This window comes from Alistipes communis (assembly GCF_006542665.1).
Lineage (GTDB): Bacteria > Bacteroidota > Bacteroidia > Bacteroidales > Rikenellaceae > Alistipes > Alistipes communis.
In genome coordinates, this window is record NZ_AP019735.1 from 2512383 (window position 1) to 2532719 (window position 20337).

The window sequence follows — 20337 nt, forward strand, 5'->3', positions numbered from 1 at the left end:
CGACGAATCCAAAACTCCGTTGCAGATGAAACGCCTTTTCCTTTTGTTTTTCTGTTTCCTGTTCGCCGGTGCCGTCCATGCGGCCGATTACCGCTTCGAACGCGATATCCTCTACCGTACGGATGCCTCCGGCGACTATGCGCGTCGGATGTGCCGCCTCGACGTGGCCTGCCCTCCCGATGCGGAGGATGCGCCGGTGGTGGTGTGGTTCCACGGCGGCGGTCTCACGGGCGGCAAGCGCGCCGTGCCGGAGGGGCTGATGAAGAAGGGGTTCGTGGTCGTGGGCGTCGGGTATCGGCTGATCCCGCACGTCGGGACGCTCGACATCGTGGACGATGCCGCGGCGGCCGTGGCGTGGGTCTTCGACCATATCGCCGACTACGGCGGCAGCCCTTCGAAAATCTATATCGCGGGGCACTCCGCGGGCGGCTATCTGGTCAATATGGTGGGGTTGGACCGTTCGCGGCTGGCGCGCTACGGCAAGGATGCCGATTCGCTGGCGGGCATCATCTCTTTCAGCGGTCATGCCATTACGCATTTCGCCGCGCGCAAGGCATTGGGTATGTCTGCGTTGCAGCCGCTCGTCGACGACACTGCGCCGCTCTATTACGTGCGGCCCGACTGTGCGCCGATACTGATTCTTTCGGGCGACCGCGAGTTGGAGATGAACGGCCGCTACGAGGAGACGGCCTATTTCTGGCGGATGATGCGGCTCGTTGGGCACGAGGACGTGACGCTCTGCGAGTTCGACGGTTATGACCACGGCAATATGCCCGCGGCGGGTTATCCCGTCGCCGTGCGCTTCATCTGCCGGTTGGAGGGGATCGAGTAGCAGAGCCGTCGGCGTACCTCCGTCGGTCGTGCGGATTCGTTCGTTTGCATGCTCCATTTCTCGCCTCGGTATAGCCCGAACTTCGTTCGGCTCTGCGCTCGGCTTGACGAAATGGTTGAATTTCTTTCTTCCATTTCTCGCCTCGGTATAGCCCGAACTGCGTTCGGTTCTGCGCTCGGCTTGACGAAATGGTTAAATTTCTTTCTTCCATTTCTCGCCTCGGCATAGCCCGAACTGCGTTCGGCTCTGCGCTCGGCTTGACGAAATGGTTCCGATAGAATACGTCCGGATTTCTCAGTGAGAAATCCGGACGTCGTGTCGAAGGCGGGCGTGTCGACGGATCGGGGCCGCCGTTCTCGCCTGCCCGGATTTTTACAGTTCATCGGGCATCGGGACGGGCTTTCCCGTCGTACGCACCGTCGGCATCGGGGCCTTCCAGGCACGCAGCCGGTCGCCCAGCGCCTTCGCCAGTTCGGCGACCCGTTCGGGGTGGCTTGCCGCGAGGTCGTTGCGTTCGCCGATATCGTCGCGCAGATTGTAGAGTTCCAGCTCGCCCGTGTGCATCCTGTAAACGAGTTTCCAGTCGCCTTTGCGGACGGCGCTCATGAAATCGATGTCGTCCTGATCCTCCACGCGGTATTGATGCGGATAATGGAAGATCAGTTCGCGTTCGGGATCGATGCCCGACACCGACGCGGGGACGACGAAGGCGTTGACCTCCTTCCGCGTGGCGATTTCTCCGCGTTTCTGCGCTTTGGCCACCATCTTCGAACCTGCGGTGATGAGCTTTACCAGGCTCAGGCCGTCGCACTCCTGCACGGTCTCGTAATGTTTCACGCCCGCCATTTCGAGAATCGTCGGGAAGATGTCCTCGTTGATGACCGGCGTATTGAGGCGCGTTCCTTCCGCCGCCTTTCCCGGCCAGCGGAATATCAATGGCACGCGGATGCCGCCTTCGTAGACGGAAGCTTTACCCTCGCGCAGCGGCAGGTTTTGCGTGTGGGGCTCTCCGCCCTTGTCCTGTCCCAAGCAGTGACCGCCGTTGTCCGACATGAAGAGGATGATCGTGTCGTCGGCGATCCCTTTGGCTTCGAGGTAGTCGAGTACGTCGCCCAGGCTTTTGTCCATTCCCTCGACCATCGAGGCGTAACGGGCCTGCTGTTCGTCCATTCCCGCGTCGAGGTATTTTCGGATGAACCGTTCGTCGCGCTGAATGGGTGTGTGGTTGGAGTAGTGGGCGAAATAGAGGTAGAAGGGTTGTTTGCGGCGGATCGGGTCTTCCAGTGTTTTCAGCGCTTCGAGCGTCAGCGCCTCGGTCAGATGGATTCCCGAGCCGTAATACTGCGACATGTTCTGCACCGAGGCGTAGGTACCTCGTTTGGGGAGGTTGCCGAAGTGTTCTTCGGGCAGATAACTCTGGGGGTGGCCGTTGCCCGAACCGGCGATGTTGACCGTGAATCCCATGTTGTAGGGGTTCGAGCCCGGTGTGCCGGTCGGTGCCCAGTGCGCTTTGCCGACGTGGATGGTGTGGTAGCCTGCGTCGCGGAGAATCTCCACCATCGGCGTGGCGTAGAGCGTGCGGTTCAGGCCGTAGGCGATGCTGTCGGCCTCGTTGCGGAAGGAGGCGGGGCACAGCGCGTTGTAGTTCCATTCGGGGTGCGCGAAGATATCGTCTTCGTTGGCGTTCGTCGTGCCGGGCCGGCCGCCGATCGCGTCGGGGCAGGTGTCTTTATATAAGGAGCAGTACGACGTGATGCCCATGTGCGCGGCGTTCATGCCCGTCATCATGCTGGTTCGTGTCGGGGTCGATACGGGACAGGCGTAGGCGTTGGTCATCATGACGCCCGTGCGGGCCAGTCGTTCCATATTGGGCGTATGGAATCTGAGGTTGTTGGGGTAGGTCTCTTCGCCGAAGGGGAGCGAGGTCTCCGTCCAGCCGAAATCGTCCACCAGAAAGAAGATGATGTTCGGGCGTTGGCCGGCGTTCGCGCTTTGTGCCATTGCGAGCGGGGCGAGTGCCGCCAGACTGCATACGGTTTTGTTGACAGGTTTCATGTAAAACGTTTTAGTTGGTATGGCAAAAATAATATTATTTTTCGGTTCTGAAAATTGTTCCGCTTGAATTTAGATATTTTCTATTCGAATTATCGGTATTTAAAACGTTTTACGAATGTCTGTTAATTCGAATCTGCCGTGGACAAACGAAAATTCCGCCCCTGGATAGGGCGGAATCGTGTTTGCGGACGGTTCATCGGATGGACGCAAAAGTGCCCGTGTCGGGCGCTTCTGCCGTTCATTCGCGGTCGGTGAGCAGCAGCGGGATCAACAGGTAAATCCCCAGCACCAGAATCCCCAATGCGCGGATCGTCCGGCAGCGCCGCTTTTTCATGCTGTATACGGCCCAACCGGCAGCCAGCAGGGTGTTCAGTCCGAGGGCCAGGTACGAGAAGTCGCGTAACCGCGGCTTGATGTATTTGTCGGACGACGCGGTGAAGACTAGCCGAAACGGGAAAAGGTATTTTCGGGTCTGTTCCCATTTCGGAGCGGGGAAATCGGTCTCGTGCTCCGCAGCAAGGGAATAGTCGCGGGCATTGACGGCCGTGAGGCGTTCGAAGCCCTGCCGTTCGGTGATCGCCGTCCAATAAAAACAGTCGCCTACGACGATCAGACGTTCGCGTCGGAGATCGACGGGATGCAGCGGCAGGCAGTGCAGGGAGTAATCCGCTTCGAGCGCATGGATGCCGCCGCGGTCGTCTCCGAGGAATCCCAGCAGTCGTTTGTCGGGGAACTCCGTGACGAAAGCGTGCGTGAATGTCACTGAATCGGGCCGTTCGATGCGGCGGACGAACGGCCGGCCGCAGAGCTGTTTCATCTGGAACGGCGTTCCGGTCGCATCGAGCAGCAGGTAGCCGTTGTCGTAATGTTTGTAGGTCGAAGCGTTTCCCGCGATACGGCGGGCGGGAAAGACGAATCCCTTCTTCTTCATCACGCGATCGAAACGTTCGCTCTTTTCGGCATCGATCCGGTTGTCGGCCATTTTCACGAATTCGATTCCCCGCTCCGTGATGCGGAATACGTCGTCGGGCGTTCGGAATCCTTCGCGGCCCGGAGCCGATTCGAGCAGTTGGTAGAGTCCGATCTGCGGACGGTTCAATTCCGAGGGCGACGCACGGAAGACGAAATTGCTGAGTTCGACCTCGCGGGCGTCGAAGGGGATGCCGTCGATGCGTTCGGGCAAACGGCCCTCTTCGGCCAGCCGGCGGGTGAAGACGGTGGGCATGATGCTGTCGAATTGCCGTTCGGTATAGGGATTTCCGGCCGGATCGTAGCCTGCCGCGTCGTCGTGCCCCTCGAATGAAAAGGTCGCGAAGTCGTGCGTCACGCAACTGTAAAGCGTCAGCGGAGATTCCTGCGGCTCGGAGCAGACGAAGGCATAGCACCACGGCAGCGCCCACGCCAGCAGCGCTGCGGCCAGCAGGACGATGATCGTTTTGATCGTTTTCATGCTTCGGTACGGGTTTTAGTCCTGACATCCCCGCCGGAAGCGGAGCGTCGAGTGGAGCGGAAAGAAGAGCGCGCAGAGCACGACGGCGGCGATCCACGGCAGCAGGGTGTCGCAGACGCGCAACGCATCGCTCGAAAAGAGCAGCCGCATGACGCCTGCGGCGATCAGCGCGTCAAACAGACGTTGCCGCCATGTGGGTTCGATGCATATCCACGCCGCGAACAGATAACCCGCGAAACCGGCTGCATACCACGGTAACGTCGTCGATACGACGGCATGCACCAGTTCCGGTGCCATGAGGTGCCGCAAATAGAGACCGATCGCGAGCAGTTGCACGGCGAAAAGCATTGTCAGCAGCACGAGGCCGTAACCGAGCATTCCCAGCATCATTGCTCGGCGCGAGTCGGGCAGATGCAGCGTGAGTTTCAGCCGTTTCTGTGTGATTTCGGGAAGAAACTGGGCCAATCCCAGCCCTGCGCCTACGAGCGCGGGCAGGTATTTGAGCGGGTCGACCAGCACGTCGCCCCGGTCGAGGACGGCCAGCCAGACCGAGGCCGCGCCGTTGAAGGCGTACATGCGGCCGATGCGCAACAGGGCATAGGCTGTGAATCCGGCCAGTACTGCGGTCGCCAGCGGATAGAACCGCCTGATCTTGATTCGCTCCTTGTAGAAAATCGCTTTGTTCATGTCGTTGTCAGTACTTGCCGGTGAGACCGATAAAGGCGTCTTCGAGGTTCAGCGCGTCGCTTCGCAGGGTATCGCAGGCGATGCCCGCCTGCCGGAGTCGGGCGGCCACCACTGCCTCCGTTTCGAACGAATAGAATTCGGCGCGCCCTCCGATCGCCGTCGGGCGGTGGAATTCGGGCGCTTCCGGAAGCGCGGTTCCCTCGGCGATCGCGAGTTCGTAACGGCGGAAGCGACCGAGCAGATCGCCTGCGGACATCTGCACGAGGATACGTCCGTAATCCATGACGATGCAGTCGTCGATGAGTTTCTCCATGTCCTGAATGATATGCGACGTGAGGAATACGGTCGTGCCGCGGCTGCGGGCATAGTCGCGCAGGTACTCCACGAACAGTCGGCGGTAACCCGGGTCGAGTCCCATCGAGAAATCGTCGAGGATCATCAGATCGGCGTTCTGCGCCAAAATCAACCCCAGAGCTACCTGTGACCGCTGCCCGCACGACATGCGCGCGATCCGTTGTCCGGGTGCGACGGCCAGCAGCTCCATCAGTCCGTAGTAGGCCCGGGCGTCCCAACGGGGGTAGTATTGCGAATAGAAGCGTTCGATCTCCCGGATCGTCATGAAGGCGTACTGGACGTGTCCTTCGAGCAACAGCGCGATGCGGGCGCGCGTTTGGGGCCTCATCGTGCGGATGTTCTCTCCGAAGATCAGACATTCGCCTGCGACGGGTTCGAGATAACCGTTCAGGATGTTGATGGTCGTCGTCTTGCCCGTACCGTTTTTACCCAAAAGCCCGAGGATCCGCCCGTGCGGAACCTCGAAGCTCAGGTTTTCGTAGATCAGTCGCTCGCCGTACCGGTGGGTCAGATTGCGACATTCGATGACCGGATCCGGCATGATCTATCGGATGAATTTGCTCAGAATCGAGTTGCTTTTCGCCACCCGCTCGTCGTTTTCCTTGCCGTTTCCCTTGTAGATCAGTCTTCTGACGGTGCCGCCTACCTTGTGGTCTTCGAAGAGTTTTTCGGCCGACGAATTGTCCGAGATGTCGTAGATGAACAGCGAGGCTTTCATCTCTCCCGTTTCGGCGGTGTCTTCGGCGGCGATGTAGAGCGTGTCGACGTCGTAGGGGTTGAAGACGAGCTGTTTTACCTCGAAGTTGTCGCCCAGCGAAATATAGGGTTCCGTATCGAAATTGTTACCGTCGTAATTGAAGCGGTAAATGTCGCCGCCCTTCGAGTAGTAGAGGATCGGTTTGGCGGGATTGGCCGTCGTCGCCGAGGTCGGCAGAATGTTGCCGGTAGCGTCCTGCTCGGTGAGCACCTCTTCCGTGGTCGTGAGGTTTTCGGGGGTGAAGCGGTAAATCTTGGTCGAGGAGCCCTGTTTGCCTACGAGAATGACGTTCATGGGTTCGTAACGGTGATCTCCGCCCTCCTCGTCGCGGTAGATGCCGTCGCAGGGGATCAGGTTCATCGGTTCGACGTTGCAGGCTTTCGTCCCTTCGGTCACCATGCCCAATACGCCCGATATGTAGACCATCTTCTGACTTGCCGTGTTGTAATACACGCGCGTCATGTCGGTGTCTACCAGCGAGCAGGCCATATCGGCGAACTGTGCGCCTTCGGGCATCTCTTCCATGGTGGAGGTGATGAAATTGCGATCCGCGGCCATGATGTACTCGCGGCCGCCGCCGAGCCAGTAGAGTTCGCCTTCCCACAGACTGTTCTGGACGCCGTAGGGGTAAATGACGTAGTTGGGATGGAACTCGCCCTCGCCGTTGTAGGTGATTTCGGTCTTGACCTTCATGTCGTTCGTATTGAGCACGTAGACCTTGGTCGGATTGCCCGAGCTGAGGATGATTTCCGTATCTTGATCTTTGATGGAGTTGCCCAGATTGGTCAGGCCTTCGCCTTTCCAGCAGAGCGCCAGCGCCTCCTTGCCCAGCGAAAGGGTGGGATTGTTGTCCTTGAAAGCGTAGGGGCTGGCGGGCGTCGCCATGATGTCGAGTCGCTTGAAGGTGAGCATCGCTCCGTCGCCCGTCTGGCTCAGCAGCAAAAGTCCCTTGTCGTAGGGCGAGGTGACGCTCAGCTTGAACTCCGCGATCTTGGCGCCCGTCGAGCTGCTGGCCTTGAAATAGCAGTTGACGTCGTTGAGCAGTTCGTCGCACTTGAACGAGAGGTTCCTCTCGGTGCTGACCGTTTCGTAATCGATGCTCCATTCGTAGCTGATCGATTCGTTTTCATTCGAGAGTTCGATGTCGGGTGTGATTTCGAGATACTCGTGCAGTCCGAGGACATAGTTCGTTTCGATGCCCGACACCTTCTCGACGTCGGTCGGTACGACCGGCTGGTCTTCGGGGTCGTCCGAGCAGGATACAAAACCCGCGCCTGCGAGGGCGGCGGTCAGAAAAAGCGAAAAAAATCTTTTCATAAGCGTTATTTTAAATTGGGTTGAACATTGGTCGGATCGTTCGGGGCGGGGTCAGACGGGCCACTCCACATCGGGGAAAGTGACCCCGTAGACGGGATTCTCCTCGAAATAGAGTTTCACCTCCTTGAAGACGCGCAGGATGGCGTATTTGTTCTCCTCGATGTCTTCCTTCGTGATGGGGCTGCCCCACAGTTCGATGAATTTCTGATATTTGCGCACGTTGTATTCACCGAGCCAGTGCGATAGTTCCGTCCACCAGTCGGGCTGGTCGAGCCGGTTGGTGAAGCAGACCGACACGGCGCGGCCTTCGATGACACCGAGACGGAAATCCTCCGTTTCGACGAGTTCCAGCCGCAGCGTGTAGACCGTCTCGTCTTCGAGTTCGAGCCGGTGGACGCGCACGGGAATCGTCGTCGACGAAGCCCCGGCGGGAATCGTGCGCGTTTCTTCGAGGGCGTCGTAATGCAGTCCGGCCTGCGCCGTCGTGCGCAGCGGGTCGATGCGGATGCGGTAGCCGCGGTCGTGCGACACGGGCGATCCGACGATCTCGACGCCTACTTCCATCGTCTTTTCCGTGACCGAGAAGGGTTCCTTGCCGAAGGAGAAGTAGAGCGAATCGGTCGTGAAGTCGATCAGTTCGTCGCCCTGGTAGGGGAAGCTCTCCTTATAGTCGCAACCCGCCGCTGCGAGCAGCGCGGCCACCGGAACGAGGTATCTTAGCGTACGGCGTTTCATCTTGTATTCGGTTCAGTCGATGCCCGCCGATTCCTCGCTTTCGGGGAGCGGCAGCAGGTAGGTGTCGTCGGTGGCGGGGTGCTCCTTGCCGTTCACGCCCTCCATCGGCAGGTTGAAACGTTTGTAGGTGGCGAAAATCTGACCTTCGCCCCAGAACTCCTTCATGATCTCGTTGAGAAGCTCTTCGCGGAAGCTCGCTGGCGTGGCGATGTCGGCCGCCTCGATCGGGTGCAGGCCGCGTGCCGTCACCACGGTATTCAGATATTCGAGCGCAGCGGCCGGATCGCGGTCGTAGACCGATTCGGCCAGAATGTAGTACAGCTCGGGCAGACGCACCAGATTCGGCCCCGGGATGCGCCCCGAAGGGACGATCTGCTCCTCGTCGTAGTATTTGTCGTAGAACTTGGTGAGCAACACCACCGAGTGCTCCCATTTGGTGCGGGTGAAATAGCTCTGGTAACGGTAGTCGTTGTTGGTCGACGTGAACGACGACACGCGGAAGATCGTCTGGTAGTTGTCGCGTACCATGTCGAGTTCGTCGGTGAGCCGCGTGGGGTAGAGCCGGCTGCGGACGTCGAGATACATGTCGGGAGCGTGCAGTCCCCAGATGCACTCCGTGCGTGCCGTATAACCCAGAAAGAGGTTCTTGATCTGCTCCTCGCGAATGAAGGCGAACGGTCCTTTCAGCGCTTCGAGGGCGTAGCGTTCGGCCGTTTCGTGGTCGCCGCCCCAGTTGCAGACGCGCGCCAGCAGTGCGGCGGCGGCGTATTGCGAGACGTAGAGCTCCTCGGGCGTGCGCCCCGAAGCCGGCTGCGCATCCCGCAGCAGTCCGTAGGCCTCCGTCAGGTCGGCGACGATGCGTTCGTAGACCTCGCGCACCGTGCTCCGTTCGACAGGGGAGATCGAGAAATGCTCGACGTAGGGGATCGCCTGCTCGTCGCCGCGTTCGATGTTGGGCGCGAAGAGTCTGAGCAGGTCGAAATGCAGGAAGGCGCGCACGGTCAGCGCTTCGCCGCGGATGCGCGGCAGAATTGCGAAGTCGTGTCCGGAGATGTTGTCCAGCACGCTGTTGGCCGAGGCGATCGTGTTGTAGGCTTTCGACCAGATGGCGTCGATCTGCGGGCGCACGTCTTCGTCGCGGTAGCGCAGGTCGAAGGTCTTGGTCAGCGTCGTCTCGTTGGCTTCGTAGTCGTTGTAGTAGAGTTGCGCGATTTCGTCGACGAATCCGAACGAGAGCTGTTCGCCGTAGAGGTCGGCGTCGGCCATCGAGGCGTAGACGCCGTTCATGGCGTCGATGAATCCCTGTTCGTTCTCGAACATCTTGTCGCGGTTGACGATTCCCGGCGTGTCGATGTCCAGAAAATCGCAGGCGGCGAGAGTCGTCATTACCAGCAGTGCGGTTATGCGGATCGGGATGCGTTCCATCGGATCAGAGATTTACGGTCAGCGACGCCTGAAAGACGCGGGCGAACGGATAGTCCAGTCCGCGTTCGCGGCGGATCGTCGAGATGTTGAACAGGTCGCCCGTCGAGGCGGAGATGCGGACGCGCCGCAGATGCAGCCAGCGGCAGAAGGCGTCCGGCAGCGTGTAGGAGAGTTTGAGCGACGAGCCTTCGAGCGCATACTCCGTGGCCACGAAACGGTCGGTCGGAGGCGTCGTTTCGCGGTTGGCGATGTTCTTGTAACGCGCCTTGTCGCCCGGAGCCTTCCAGCGGTCGTAGAATACTCGCCGGTCGGCGTTGGAGGTCGGGGAGGCGCCCTCGACCTTCGTGGCGAGGGTCTGGTTGTAGATGCTCGCGCCGAGCCGGTAGGCGAAATTCATCGAGAGGTCGAACGAGCGCCAGCTCATCGAGAGTCCGAACGATCCCTGTACGGCGGGGGTCGTGTCGCCCGCGACGTACTTGTCGCGGTAGTCGTATTCGTAGGTGGGATTGCCGTCGCGGTCGATGAAGACCTCCTTGCCGTTGGCCGGATTGATTCCCGCCGAGCGCATCACTTTGAGTGCCGTCATCGACTCGCCTTCTTCGTAGAAGGCGGCCGGAAGCGACGAGGTGGCGTTGGCTTCGTTCTCGGCGTTCTTGTTTTTCAGGTAGTCGCTGATCTCGACGATCCGGTTGCGGTTGTGGCTCAGATTGAGGAAGAGGTTCAGATTCGTGTGTTTGCGTTGCAGCACGTTCCCGCGCAGCGACAGTTCGATACCGCTGTTGCGGATCTTGCCGAGGTTCTCCTTGGCGCTCGTGAATCCGATATGCGCCGGTTTGGAAATGTCCATCACCAGATCGTTGGTCGTGTCGTAGTAGACGTCGACGCTGCCGTTGAGGCGGTCGCGCCACAGTCCGAAATCGAGGCCGAGATTGCGTTTGAGACTGCGTTCCCATTTCAGACGGGGGTTGACCATCGAGACGGGCACGGCGCCGATTCCGCCGTTGTATTGGAGCGAGGAGCTGTATTGGTAGGCCAGCTGCGCCTGATAAGGGCTGAATCCGGCGTTGCCGACGTAACCCATGCTCATGCGCAGTTTGAGCAGCGAGACGGCGCTCCCTTTGAGGAACCTTTCCTTGTGAAGGTTCCAGCCGAGCCCCAGCGATCCGAAGGGGGCGTACTTGTTGTCGGCGCCGAATTTCGAGGAGCCCTCGTAACGGAACGAGAGATCGACGAAATAGCGGTTGTGCCAGATGTAGTTGGCGTTGACGTAGAATCCGAGCATACGCGAACGGTCTTCGCTGCCGCCCGGGCGGCTTTCGGCGTATCCCGTGGCCATCGAGGGGTGTTCGAGTTTGTCCGAAAGGATGCCCAGCGCCGAGAAAGAGTGGCTTTCTGAACGGGTCGATTCGATGTTGAATCCAGCCGTGAGGCTGAGCAGGTCGGAGGCGTCTCCTCCTCGCCGGTTCCATGCTTTGTTGTAGACGGCGAAGGCGTTTCCCGACAGGTTGTGCGTCGTGCCGTTGGATACGTCGAAACTGCCCTTCTTGTTCGCGTCGATCGTGTTGTTGAACTGTTGCGAGAGGGGCGAGTAGAAGGTCTCGCCTTCGCTCTTGGTCTGGGTGTACGACAGCGACGCTTCGACGCGCAGCCCTTTGAGAATGTTCCAGCGCACGCGGAACGTGTCGATGAAACTGCCCGACGTGTTGCGGATGTAGCTGCTCAGCGACTTTTCGTAGAGCGGATTGGCCGTATTGAACGAGAGGACGCTGTTGAGCGAGCCGTCGTCGTTGTAGGGGCGATCGTAGGGATTGAGCGACACGTAGTCCGAGAAGCTTCCGTAGGGCACGTCGTTCGAATCGCTCTGCGTGAGCGAAGCGATGTTTTGGAAGAAGAGCTTGTTCATGTCGCCGTAGGTGAGGTTGATGCGCAGCGATGCCGTCTGCTTGTCCGACTCGTCCATCACGCCCGTCGTGGAGTTGTAGCTGCCCGACACGTTGTAACGGAAATCTTGGCTGCCGCCCGAGAGCATCAGATTATGGATGTGGTTGAATCCCGTGCGCAGCGCCATTCGCTTCCAGTCAGTGTTGACGCCGGCGTTGACCCGGTCGAGTTTTTCGTAGTAGGATTTCTGGTTGGTGACGTCGGTATTGCTGCTGCCCGTGAAATCGCCGTAGACGCCGGCCTGACGTTCGTATTCGAGCTTTTCGCGTGCGTTGAGCAGCCGGTAGTCCGACAGATCGGGGATGCTGACCTGGAAATTGCCCGAATAGTTGACTTGGAGCCTGCCGGCTTGCGTAGGGCGGGTGGTGATGACCACCACGCCGTTGGCCGCCTTCGAACCGTAGAACGAGGTGGCCGAAGCGTCTTTGAGCACCGAGATCGACTCTATGTCGTCCGAGGGCATGTCGAAGACGTAGGAGATGTCCACCTCCGTGCCGTCGAGGATGAAGAGCGGGACGTTGGTCTGGTCGCCTTCGATGAAACTGCTTCGTCCGCGGAGCACCATGTCGGGAATCTTGTTGGGATCCGAACCGTTGGCGATATCGTCGAAGATCTCGAAGCCGGGCGTTTGGAGTTGAATGATGTTCAGCACGTTGGTGTGTACCATGTTCTCGATCTCCTGCCGCTGGATGACATGCGTGGCGCCCGTGTAACTCTCCCGTTTCTTGTCGACGAATCCCGTCACCACGACCTCTCCGACGTCGGACGGCGCCTCTCTCAGGCGGATGTCGTAGTCGGTGCGTCCCGGAACGAGTTTGACCGTCTCGTTGCGATATCCCAGCATCGAGACGCGCAGCGTCGCGGCTTTCGTCGGGCAGTTGAATGCGAAACGTCCGTCCGCCCCGACCGCAGCGCCGTGGGGACGGCCGCCTGCGTCGTAAGCCACGACGTTGGCTCCGACGACGGGCTCTCCCGTGGCGTAGTCCGTCACGCTGCCCGCTATGCGGAACGTTCCTGCGGATTGCTGCCCGAATGCGGCGATCGTTGCGAAGAGCGGCAGAAACGTTGCGAGGCGGGTTAGAAAAGTTATGTGAGGTCGAAGCGACATATCGTTTTTCGGTACGCGGAGGGGCTGTGGCCCTCCTCTGCGATTCGGTGTGACAAAGGTAAGGCAACCTCTCCGAATGCGCCATCGTCAAATGTAGGGATTTTGATCTGCATAAATCCCGACAAATGGGGACTGCATACGACGGGCAGGATTCCTATTTTTGCAATGGATTTCGATCGACAGACCTTTATACCGTAATAAATAATAAAATGCATTCATTCGAAAAGAAAAGCCGGTTGCATATCGCCCTTTGTGCGTTGTCTCTGCTGGCCGCCTGCGCCTCCGATCCGATCGGAGAGGAGGCGCCGCAGCCGGTCGGGGAACCGTCGCGGGAAACTGCGGCGACGGGGCGCCTTCGCGTCAAGTTCAAACAGGGAGAGGTTCCGGAGCGGATCATCGAGACCCGCAGCGGGCTGCAAACGGGTTCCGAGCCGTTGGATCGCGCCATCGCGGCGCTCGGCGTCACGCGGATGCAGCGCGTCTTCCCGCCGGCGGGCCGCTTCGAGGCGCGCACGCGCCGTGCCGGACTGGATCGCTGGTACGACGTCTGGTTCGATTCGCTGCGTTCCGTGACGCGGGCGACGCTCGATCTGTCGCGGCTCGAAGGGATTGAGTGCGTCGAGCCGGTCTATGCGATCCGGAGTATCGGGCCCGAGCGGGCCGTCGCGGCTCCGTTGCCTGCCGCGAAGAGAACCGCCTCGCTGCCGTTCGACGATCCGGGGCTTGCGAAGCAATGGCACTATTCCAACGACGGATCGATGCCCGATGCCGTCGCCGGAGCCGACATCAATCTGTTTCGGGCGTGGGAGGTGACCGCCGGATCGAACGACGTGGTCGTGGCGGTCGTGGACGGAGGCATCGACTATGCGCACGAAGACCTCATCGGCAATGTCGGCAACTGGGCCGAGCTCTACGGCGAAGAGGGTGTGGACGATGACGGGAACGGCTATGTCGACGACATCTACGGCTGGAACTTCATCTATTCCTCTGCTTATCCGATGGGATCGAACCGCATCACGCCGGTCGAACATGGCACGCACGTCGCTGGAACGATCGCTGCCGAGAACGGCAACGGTATCGGCGTTTGCGGTGTCGCCGGCGGTCGCGGCGGGCACTCCGGCGTGCGGGTAATCAGCTGCCAGATGTTCACCGAGAACCGGAACGACAACGGCGACGAGATCGTGGCGCTCAAATACGGCGCCGACGCGGGAGCCGTCATCAGTCAGAACAGCTGGGGATACACCAACGTCTACGAGATGCCCGAAATCACCAAGGATGCCATCGACTATTTCATCGAATACGCCGGTCTCGACGAGAACGGCGTGCAGGTCGGGCCGATGAAGGGCGGCATCGTGATCTTCGCGGCCGGCAACGAGGAGCGCGACTACCGCAGCTATCCCGCCTGTTACGAGCGGGTGCTTTCCGTGTCGGCATTGGCGCCCGACTATCGCAAGAGCTATTACTCGAACTTTTCGGAGTGGATCGACGTGGCCGCTCCGGGCGGTTCCTACAAGTACGAGGGGCGTTACGGCGATGAATACGCCGTGTACAGCACCCTTCCGGGCAACGCCTACGGCTACATGCAGGGGACGTCGATGGCCTGTCCCCACGTTTCGGGCATCGCGGCGCTGGCCGTGGCGAAATACGGCGGTCCAGGGTTCACGCCCGACAAGCTGCGTTCCTATCTGGAAAGGGGCGTGCACGAGGTGGACAGTTACAATCCCGACTACGAAGGACGGCTGGGTTCGGGACTCGTGGACGCTTATCTGGCCGTGTCGATGGACAGGGGCATCGATCCCGATCCCGTCGCCGATCTGCGGCACAGCGACACGGCGGGCGAGGTCGAACTGACGTGGAGCGTTCCGGCCGACGGCGATGACGGACGCGCCGATTCGTTCATTCTGATGTGGCGCGTGGGAACGTTGGAAAATCCCGATCCCGACGATCTGCCCGAGGGGGCGGAATCGGTCGTCATCCCCGTGCGCGACAAGCAGGCGGGCGACGAGATCACCTACGTGCTGACCGATATCGCCGAACAGACGCGCTACACGGTGGCCATCGTCGCCGTCGATCCTTGGGGCAATCGTTCTGAGACGACGGTCATTTCCTTCGGCACGCCGGCCAACACGCCGCCTGCGCTGATCCTCGAGAGCATGGAGGAGGTGCGGGTCGGTTACAACCGCACCGAAACGGTGCGGTACCATGTTTCGGATCCCGACAGCCACGGTTTCACCTGCGAGTTGCAGGATCCTTCCGGCGCCGTTGCGATCCGCAAGGAGGGCGACCGCCTCTGTCTCGACATCTTCAATTACAAACGCATCCCGGGGAACTATACGGCGCATGTCTCGGTGAGCGACAGTTTCGGCGCTTCCGATACGGCCGATTTCGATTTCACGCTGCTGCCCGACCAGCCGCCGGTGGCCACCGGCGGATTCCGGCCGGTTTATCTCGGTTCGATGCAGGAGACGGCGGAGTTCACGCCGTCGCAGGGTTTCGACGACGAGGTGCCCGGGACGGTTGCCTATGCGCTCGAATACGACGAGGAGATGCTCTATCTCCAACCGGTCGCTTCGGGCTACCGGATCATGCCGCTGCGTTACGGCCGTTCGGAGGTGACTGTCGTGGCGACCGACGAAGGCGGTCTCGCGGGACGCGACACCTTCGCCGTGATGTGCCGCGACGATTCGCGCGAGGTCGATCTTTATCCCAATCCCGTCCGCGACCGGTTGTCGATCCGCATGGGGCGCGACGTCGAAGGGGCGTTGCGCGTCGCACTGTACGATGCTGCGGGACGCAGGGCGTTCGCCGCCGAAGTACGGATCGCTCCGACCGCTCCCGCCGTAGTCGATCTCTCGTCGCTCGGGGGCGGAACCTATACGATCGAACTGCGATACGAAGGCGGTTCGCTCACGCGCTCCATCGTCAAACTCTAAACCCTGAAAAGATGCAGTCCTTTTTTCGCAACATACTCATCGCAGCGGCTCTGCTTGCGGTACCGCTCGCCGGTACGGCTCAAAACGCCGCCGCCTTCCTGTCCGTCGTTCCGGACGCCCGCAGCGCGGCGATGGGCGGTGCGGGCGTCGCACTCTCCGCCGATGTTTTTTCGGCCCTCCGCAACGCGGCGCAGCTGCCTTTCTCGGAGGAGCGCTTCGGCGCCGGTTACAGTTATCTGCCGTGGATGCGCGACTTGACGCCCCGAACGGCTCTGCACACGGCGGCGGTCTATTTCAAACCCGACGGCAAACAGGCCGTTTCAGCCTCCTTCCGCTATTTCTCGCAATACGGTTCGGAACGAACCGACGAAGAGGGCAACGTGCTCGGACGGCTGGAACCGCACGACATGGCCTTCGACGTCGGCTACTCCCGAACGGTTGCCGAAGGATTGTCCGTGGCCCTTACGGCGCGTTACGTCCGTTCGGAGCCCGGAGCGGACGACGTTGCACAGACGTTCGCCGTCGATGCCGGACTCTTTTACCGGCATGCAGTGGCCGCTTCGCACCGAGTGACGTTCGGTTTTCAGGCTGCCAACGTCGGTGGCGCCCTCGACTACGGCGCAGGAAACCGTCAGCTGCCGTGGGTGTTGAAGGCGGGCGCAGCCGCGGAACTCGGTCTTTCGGAAGCGCACGGCCTGACACTGACCGCCGAAACCGAATACCGCCTGCGGCCCTCGGAACTCCGCGCCTGGTCAGGAAGTTTCGGTGCCGAATACCGTTGTTTCGGAATACTCGCCCTGCGAGGAGGTTACCGCATGGGGGATCGCAGTACGGGAGAATACCGCTACGGCTCGGCCGGCGCCGGCCTTCGATGGAAATATGTCGCGGCGGACGCCGCTTATCTGTTGGCCGGAAGTTCATCCCCCTTGCGCAATACGTGGATACTCTCCGTACTATTCAATTGGTAATGCGAGCTTCGGAAGTGTTTTTTGATTGAAAATCCCGGACGGAAATAAGAGGGTAAACTCCGGCCCCGGCATAAAGTTTCGGACTTGCTGTAATCTTATATGGGCTCGGTGCGAGAGCGTTTTACTGTCGTTCTGTCTGATTTAGGAACGACGTTGGTAAATACCGTGCGTTCCCTGCGGTCGGGCATATTCCGGAACGGATGGATTCCTTTCAGGTCGCAGTTCTGTTTTTGAACCGGTTCCTCGTCGAGAGCCTCGGTAAATTGCAGTGCGCTTTGCATGACGATATTACGTGCTTTTAGGGGTACGAAGACGCAATACATCTGAGAAATGGTGTAGATCGACCCTTCGCTGCGGAAGCAATCCGTTTGGAAGGGAGAGGGATTTTAGTCGCAGAGTTCTATGGATAATATCATGAGCAGATTGTTTGAGGACATCCTACGAAAGACCGTCCTGCTCCTTTGGGGGGCGGCTCTTCTTATGGCCGGATGCAGCGAGAGCGATCCTGCGACCGAGGGTCTCGGCGCCGCTCCCGACGGAGAGGTGGAATTCGTGTTCGATCTGTCCGCCGCGCGGGCCGCGATCGGCGAGGACGGAAGCGGGGAGTTCGAAGACGGCGACCGGATCGGTCTCTATGTATTCGGCTCGCCCTCGCAGCATTTCGTTCTTACACGTGAGAACGGCGCGTGGAGGCCGAAACTGAAAAAGAGCGACTTGGGCGACGGCAAAATTTCGGCCTACTATCCGGCCCGCGAGGACGTCCGTCCGGAGGAGAACCGGCACATCCATGCGGTCGCGCCCTACACTTCGGGCGACGGCTGGCTGCGCATCCATGCCGGAGGGAAGACGATAACGTACAAGGCTCCGAATCAGATCGGCGGTTCGAAATCGTTCGAAGCGGGCAAAACTACGACGCTCGACCTGCGCCTGACGGACGGGAATGTGGAGCCCGGTCCGGAGCCCGAACCCGACCCAGGAACCCCCGATCCGGCTTATGCCAATACGATTCATTGGGTTTATGGCGTCGACGGGTTGGACTATCCCCGCAATGGCGAGGATACGGTTCCTGAGGTAAGCCCCGTTCTCGATAAATTCCCTTCGGGCAAATGGTTCCGTGCCTCAGGACGGGAGTATTTCAACTGGCAGACGGGCTACGGATGGTACGACTGCGACAAGAACAATCCTGAAATGGGTTCGTCGCGTCCGGGTTATGAGGACTGGAACATGTGTTGGGCCGCATCCGCATCGAACCTGATACATTGGTGGATGTATCACAATCGTGAGTACATTAAAATGTACGATGAAAAGTACGGAGTGGATCCGTGGCCGAAATATCCTCGTCCGTCATATGTGTTTTCGGATAAGGAAGACAGCGAAGTGTTCGACTTTTTCCGCGAAACATGCCGCAATGTCGGAGGTTCGGCTCATTATGGCGTGAACTGGTTCATTGCGGGAACGTCGGGAGTGCCGGCTAACAGCCAGGGGGTGTATGACAACTTCGGGGGTTATTTCAGCAAGTTGTTCGATCACGATGTGGCTACGAATTACAAATCGTTGAGGAAAGACAATTTCAACAGAATCGTCAAAGATGCCTTTGAACATGACCGAGCTCTCGGATTCGATATCGGCGACCCCTACGGGGGAGCGCATGCCATGGTGATTTGGGGAGCGGAGTTCGACGATACGGGATATGTGTCTGCAATTTACTATGTGGACAACAACGACCATTTCGATTTTGAAATCATAGGAATCGAAGATCAGACGAGCCAACGTCACAGATTGATTCGCAGGGAGATTACATACCGAGACTCGGGTGTTTACATGGGGACGAGCCAGGTGGTTGTCAACGCGTTGAACGAAATCGACCTGGGACGAGATGTCTGGGAAAGGGAGTTCGGGAAATTGCTTGACAAAATATAAACAATCAAAAAACAAAATAGTATGAAAAGGAACATGTCGGGAATGGTAGTGCTATTGCTGTGTGCAGCCGTTGCCTGCGACAAGAATGAAAGCGGGGCAGGTGTCCCTGCAGGAAAGGAGGAAATCACCGTGGTGACCGCAATAGACGCACTGACGCGCGCGCCGCACCTGAACGAGGACGGTTCGGGTTATTTCCAGGACGGCGACAAGATCGCCCTGACGGTCACGGGCGGCGGCAAGGCCGTGCGGAAAGAGTACACGATCGGCGGGGCCGCGCTTTACTGGGAAGACCTAGGCCTGCCTTCGGGTACGACCGAAGCCTCCTTCGCCGGCTGCTATCCGGCACCCGAGTCGGCCGAAGGCTCCGAATTCACCTTCGACCTCTCGACCGCCGCGGACAAGGACCTGTTGCTGGCTCCGGCTATGAAGGTCTCCAAGAGCGCCGACACGAAGGTGAATCTGGCGTTCAAGCACGCTATGCACAAGCTGGCGATCAACTACGCTTCGGACGGCACCTATACGCAGGAGCAGCTCGAAGCGGTGAAGACCACCTGCACGGCGAAGTCCTCCTGCGAGGTGAACATGGCTGCCGCGACGGTAAGCAAGACCGCCGACAAGACGGCTGCATTCGAAGCCGCGGGCAAGGCCGTCCGTTTCCTTCTCGTGCCGCAGACCTCGGAAGAGGTGACGCTCAAAATCGAGATCGGAGGCAAGACCGTAGAGCACACGCTCGCCGGACTGAACGAGGTGTTGAAGAATGCGACGCAGGAGATTCCCGCCGCGCTCGACGGCGGCAAGTGCCTGACGCTGAACCTGACTTTCGGCAAGGATGGTATCGTCGTGGAAGGCTCCCAGATCGGCGGCTGGGAAGATCAGGGAACCGTCGACGGGGATATCTCCATGTAACGGACAGGAATCGGATAGACGAATTCAGACAGGCGGGGCCGGAAGTTAAATTCCGGCCCCGCTTATTTGTTGAACTGTTCTTGACTGAAAAATGCAGATTTGAAAAAATCGTCAATTTCGGCTTTAAAAAATACGGCAGATAGCGATAAGAACCGTACAGCCGCTTCGGATCGCTGTATTTCGTAAATGTGGCGAAAAAATTGGATATGGTAAAATAATTCCTAAATTTTATGAAAACCCCGATTTTTGAAGACGCGATAAAAGGCTTACGCCTGAAATTGCTAAAAGAACGGTTTTATTTTCAGCCAGCCGAGTGAGCCGATGTCCGCCGTTGGCTGCAAATATGTCTGGCATATCGTGGACGAAAACGTCGGCGGCGCCAGCGAAAAGTTCAAAGGTACCCACCGGCGGACGCTAGGCCGTTTCCCGCGAGGCCTTCGCCGAGTTCATCACCAGAGCCTTCGAGGAAGATATGGCCATCGGACGGGACATGCCTCCGCAGGAAAAATACACCAGCACGTCGTCTGGGGTGCGGACTATGACGACGAGGGATATGTCAAAGGAGTCTGCTATGTGAATCCGAACGATTTCAGTCAACATTCCGGAACGGCAGGCGGCGAGCACATCGGCCTCCTCTACATGGAGATCGTCTGTCTGGAAGACGGAGGCACGTATACCGAAAGCAGCGTGCCGGGCAGCTATATGCCGATTCAGCGGATCGAGGTCTGCACCATAGGTCAGGACGCCTGAGAGGTGTATTTCCGCAGCCATTCCGAGAAGTAATGCGGCCTCGCACGTAGCGGAAATGCCTGCCGGAGAAGAAGTCTTGCCAGCAGGCATTTCCGTTGTCCGCCTATACCGCGGGGGCCTTCCCGACGTCTGCCCCCCCCCTCCCTGAAACGCTGTTTCGGGGGCCGCTTCTGACCTTCGGCCGCATTGTTTTTTTTGC

The 20337-nt window shown here is 59.4% G+C and carries 14 protein-coding genes and 1 pseudogene; 6 read left to right on the top strand and 9 right to left on the bottom strand.

Annotated elements, in window-relative coordinates:
- The first annotated feature begins 25 nt into the window (after positions 1 to 25).
- A complete protein-coding gene (locus tag FMF02_RS10230; RefSeq protein ID WP_141413067.1) occupies positions 26 to 832 on the top strand; it encodes an alpha/beta hydrolase in 807 nt (268 codons plus the stop codon).
- Positions 833 to 1204: 372 nt separating this feature from the next.
- Here FMF02_RS10230 and FMF02_RS10235 read toward each other — a convergent pair whose 3' ends face one another.
- The 8 genes from FMF02_RS10235 to FMF02_RS10270 form a co-directional block, all read right to left on the bottom strand.
- Entirely contained in the window at positions 1205 to 2887 is a 1683-nt protein-coding gene (locus FMF02_RS10235) for a sulfatase (protein WP_141413068.1), read from the bottom strand.
- A gap of 238 nt (positions 2888 to 3125) precedes the next feature.
- Positions 3126 to 4337 (bottom strand): DUF4857 domain-containing protein, encoded by a 1212-nt coding sequence (locus FMF02_RS10240; RefSeq protein WP_141413069.1) that lies wholly within the window; start codon positions 4335 to 4337, stop codon positions 3126 to 3128.
- A 15-nt stretch (positions 4338 to 4352) separates the two neighbouring features.
- Entirely contained in the window at positions 4353 to 5024 is a 672-nt protein-coding gene (locus tag FMF02_RS10245) for a hypothetical protein (RefSeq protein WP_019129887.1), read from the bottom strand.
- Between the two features lie 7 nt (positions 5025 to 5031).
- On the bottom strand, positions 5032 to 5919 hold the full coding sequence (locus FMF02_RS10250) for an ABC transporter ATP-binding protein (protein WP_141413070.1): 888 nt from the start codon (positions 5917 to 5919) through the stop codon (positions 5032 to 5034).
- Between the two features lie 3 nt (positions 5920 to 5922).
- Positions 5923 to 7452, bottom strand: coding sequence for a PKD-like family lipoprotein (locus FMF02_RS10255; protein WP_141413071.1), 1530 nt, complete (start codon positions 7450 to 7452; stop codon positions 5923 to 5925).
- A 51-nt stretch (positions 7453 to 7503) separates the two neighbouring features.
- Positions 7504 to 8187, bottom strand: a complete 684-nt coding sequence (locus FMF02_RS10260; protein WP_141413072.1) for a DUF4843 domain-containing protein — start codon at positions 8185 to 8187, stop codon at positions 7504 to 7506.
- A 12-nt stretch (positions 8188 to 8199) separates the two neighbouring features.
- Positions 8200 to 9612 (bottom strand): RagB/SusD family nutrient uptake outer membrane protein, encoded by a 1413-nt coding sequence (locus FMF02_RS10265; protein ID WP_141413073.1) that lies wholly within the window; start codon positions 9610 to 9612, stop codon positions 8200 to 8202.
- Positions 9613 to 9616: 4 nt separating this feature from the next.
- Positions 9617 to 12661 carry a SusC/RagA family TonB-linked outer membrane protein gene (locus FMF02_RS10270; protein WP_244611565.1) on the bottom strand — a complete coding sequence of 1015 codons (3045 nt, stop codon included), beginning with the start codon at positions 12659 to 12661 and terminating at the stop codon, positions 9617 to 9619.
- Between the two features lie 209 nt (positions 12662 to 12870).
- Between FMF02_RS10270 and FMF02_RS10275 the strand changes: the two genes are divergently transcribed.
- The gene (locus FMF02_RS10275) at positions 12871 to 15594 is read left to right on the top strand and encodes a S8 family serine peptidase (RefSeq protein WP_244611566.1); all 2724 of its coding nucleotides are present in this window, start codon (positions 12871 to 12873) and stop codon (positions 15592 to 15594) included.
- Between the two features lie 11 nt (positions 15595 to 15605).
- The gene (locus FMF02_RS10280; protein ID WP_141413074.1) at positions 15606 to 16562 is read left to right on the top strand and encodes a PorV/PorQ family protein; all 957 of its coding nucleotides are present in this window, start codon (positions 15606 to 15608) and stop codon (positions 16560 to 16562) included.
- A 167-nt stretch (positions 16563 to 16729) separates the two neighbouring features.
- Here FMF02_RS10280 and FMF02_RS13910 read toward each other — a convergent pair.
- Positions 16730 to 16918 (bottom strand): annotated as a pseudogene (locus tag FMF02_RS13910) (ParA family protein); the annotation flags it as partial.
- Between the two features lie 58 nt (positions 16919 to 16976).
- On the opposite strand from FMF02_RS13910, the gene FMF02_RS10285 reads away from it, so the two are divergent.
- The 3 genes from FMF02_RS10285 (at position 16977) to FMF02_RS10295 (ending at position 20138) form a co-directional block, all read left to right on the top strand.
- Complete coding sequence (locus tag FMF02_RS10285) at positions 16977 to 18482, top strand: IdeS/Mac family cysteine endopeptidase (RefSeq protein WP_162502296.1); 1506 nt, start codon at positions 16977 to 16979, stop codon at positions 18480 to 18482.
- A gap of 21 nt (positions 18483 to 18503) precedes the next feature.
- Positions 18504 to 19388 (top strand): fimbrillin family protein, encoded by an 885-nt coding sequence (locus tag FMF02_RS10290; protein WP_141413076.1) that lies wholly within the window; start codon positions 18504 to 18506, stop codon positions 19386 to 19388.
- A gap of 357 nt (positions 19389 to 19745) precedes the next feature.
- Entirely contained in the window at positions 19746 to 20138 is a 393-nt protein-coding gene (locus FMF02_RS10295; RefSeq protein WP_141413077.1) for a hypothetical protein, read from the top strand.
- Positions 20139 to 20337: the final 199 nt, after the last annotated feature.

Coding starts and splice junctions, on each gene's coding strand:
- FMF02_RS10230 (WP_141413067.1), top strand. CDS start 26: ATGAAACGCCTTTTCCTTTTGTTTTTCTGTTTCCTGTTCGCCGGTGCC.
- FMF02_RS10235 (WP_141413068.1), bottom strand. CDS start 2,887: ATGAAACCTGTCAACAAAACCGTATGCAGTCTGGCGGCACTCGCCCCG.
- FMF02_RS10240 (WP_141413069.1), bottom strand. CDS start 4,337: ATGAAAACGATCAAAACGATCATCGTCCTGCTGGCCGCAGCGCTGCTG.
- FMF02_RS10245 (WP_019129887.1), bottom strand. CDS start 5,024: ATGAACAAAGCGATTTTCTACAAGGAGCGAATCAAGATCAGGCGGTTC.
- FMF02_RS10250 (WP_141413070.1), bottom strand. CDS start 5,919: ATGCCGGATCCGGTCATCGAATGTCGCAATCTGACCCACCGGTACGGC.
- FMF02_RS10255 (WP_141413071.1), bottom strand. CDS start 7,452: ATGAAAAGATTTTTTTCGCTTTTTCTGACCGCCGCCCTCGCAGGCGCG.
- FMF02_RS10260 (WP_141413072.1), bottom strand. CDS start 8,187: ATGAAACGCCGTACGCTAAGATACCTCGTTCCGGTGGCCGCGCTGCTC.
- FMF02_RS10265 (WP_141413073.1), bottom strand. CDS start 9,612: ATGGAACGCATCCCGATCCGCATAACCGCACTGCTGGTAATGACGACT.
- FMF02_RS10270 (WP_244611565.1), bottom strand. CDS start 12,661: ATGTCGCTTCGACCTCACATAACTTTTCTAACCCGCCTCGCAACGTTT.
- FMF02_RS10275 (WP_244611566.1), top strand. CDS start 12,871: ATGCATTCATTCGAAAAGAAAAGCCGGTTGCATATCGCCCTTTGTGCG.
- FMF02_RS10280 (WP_141413074.1), top strand. CDS start 15,606: ATGCAGTCCTTTTTTCGCAACATACTCATCGCAGCGGCTCTGCTTGCG.
- FMF02_RS10285 (WP_162502296.1), top strand. CDS start 16,977: ATGAGCAGATTGTTTGAGGACATCCTACGAAAGACCGTCCTGCTCCTT.
- FMF02_RS10290 (WP_141413076.1), top strand. CDS start 18,504: ATGAAAAGGAACATGTCGGGAATGGTAGTGCTATTGCTGTGTGCAGCC.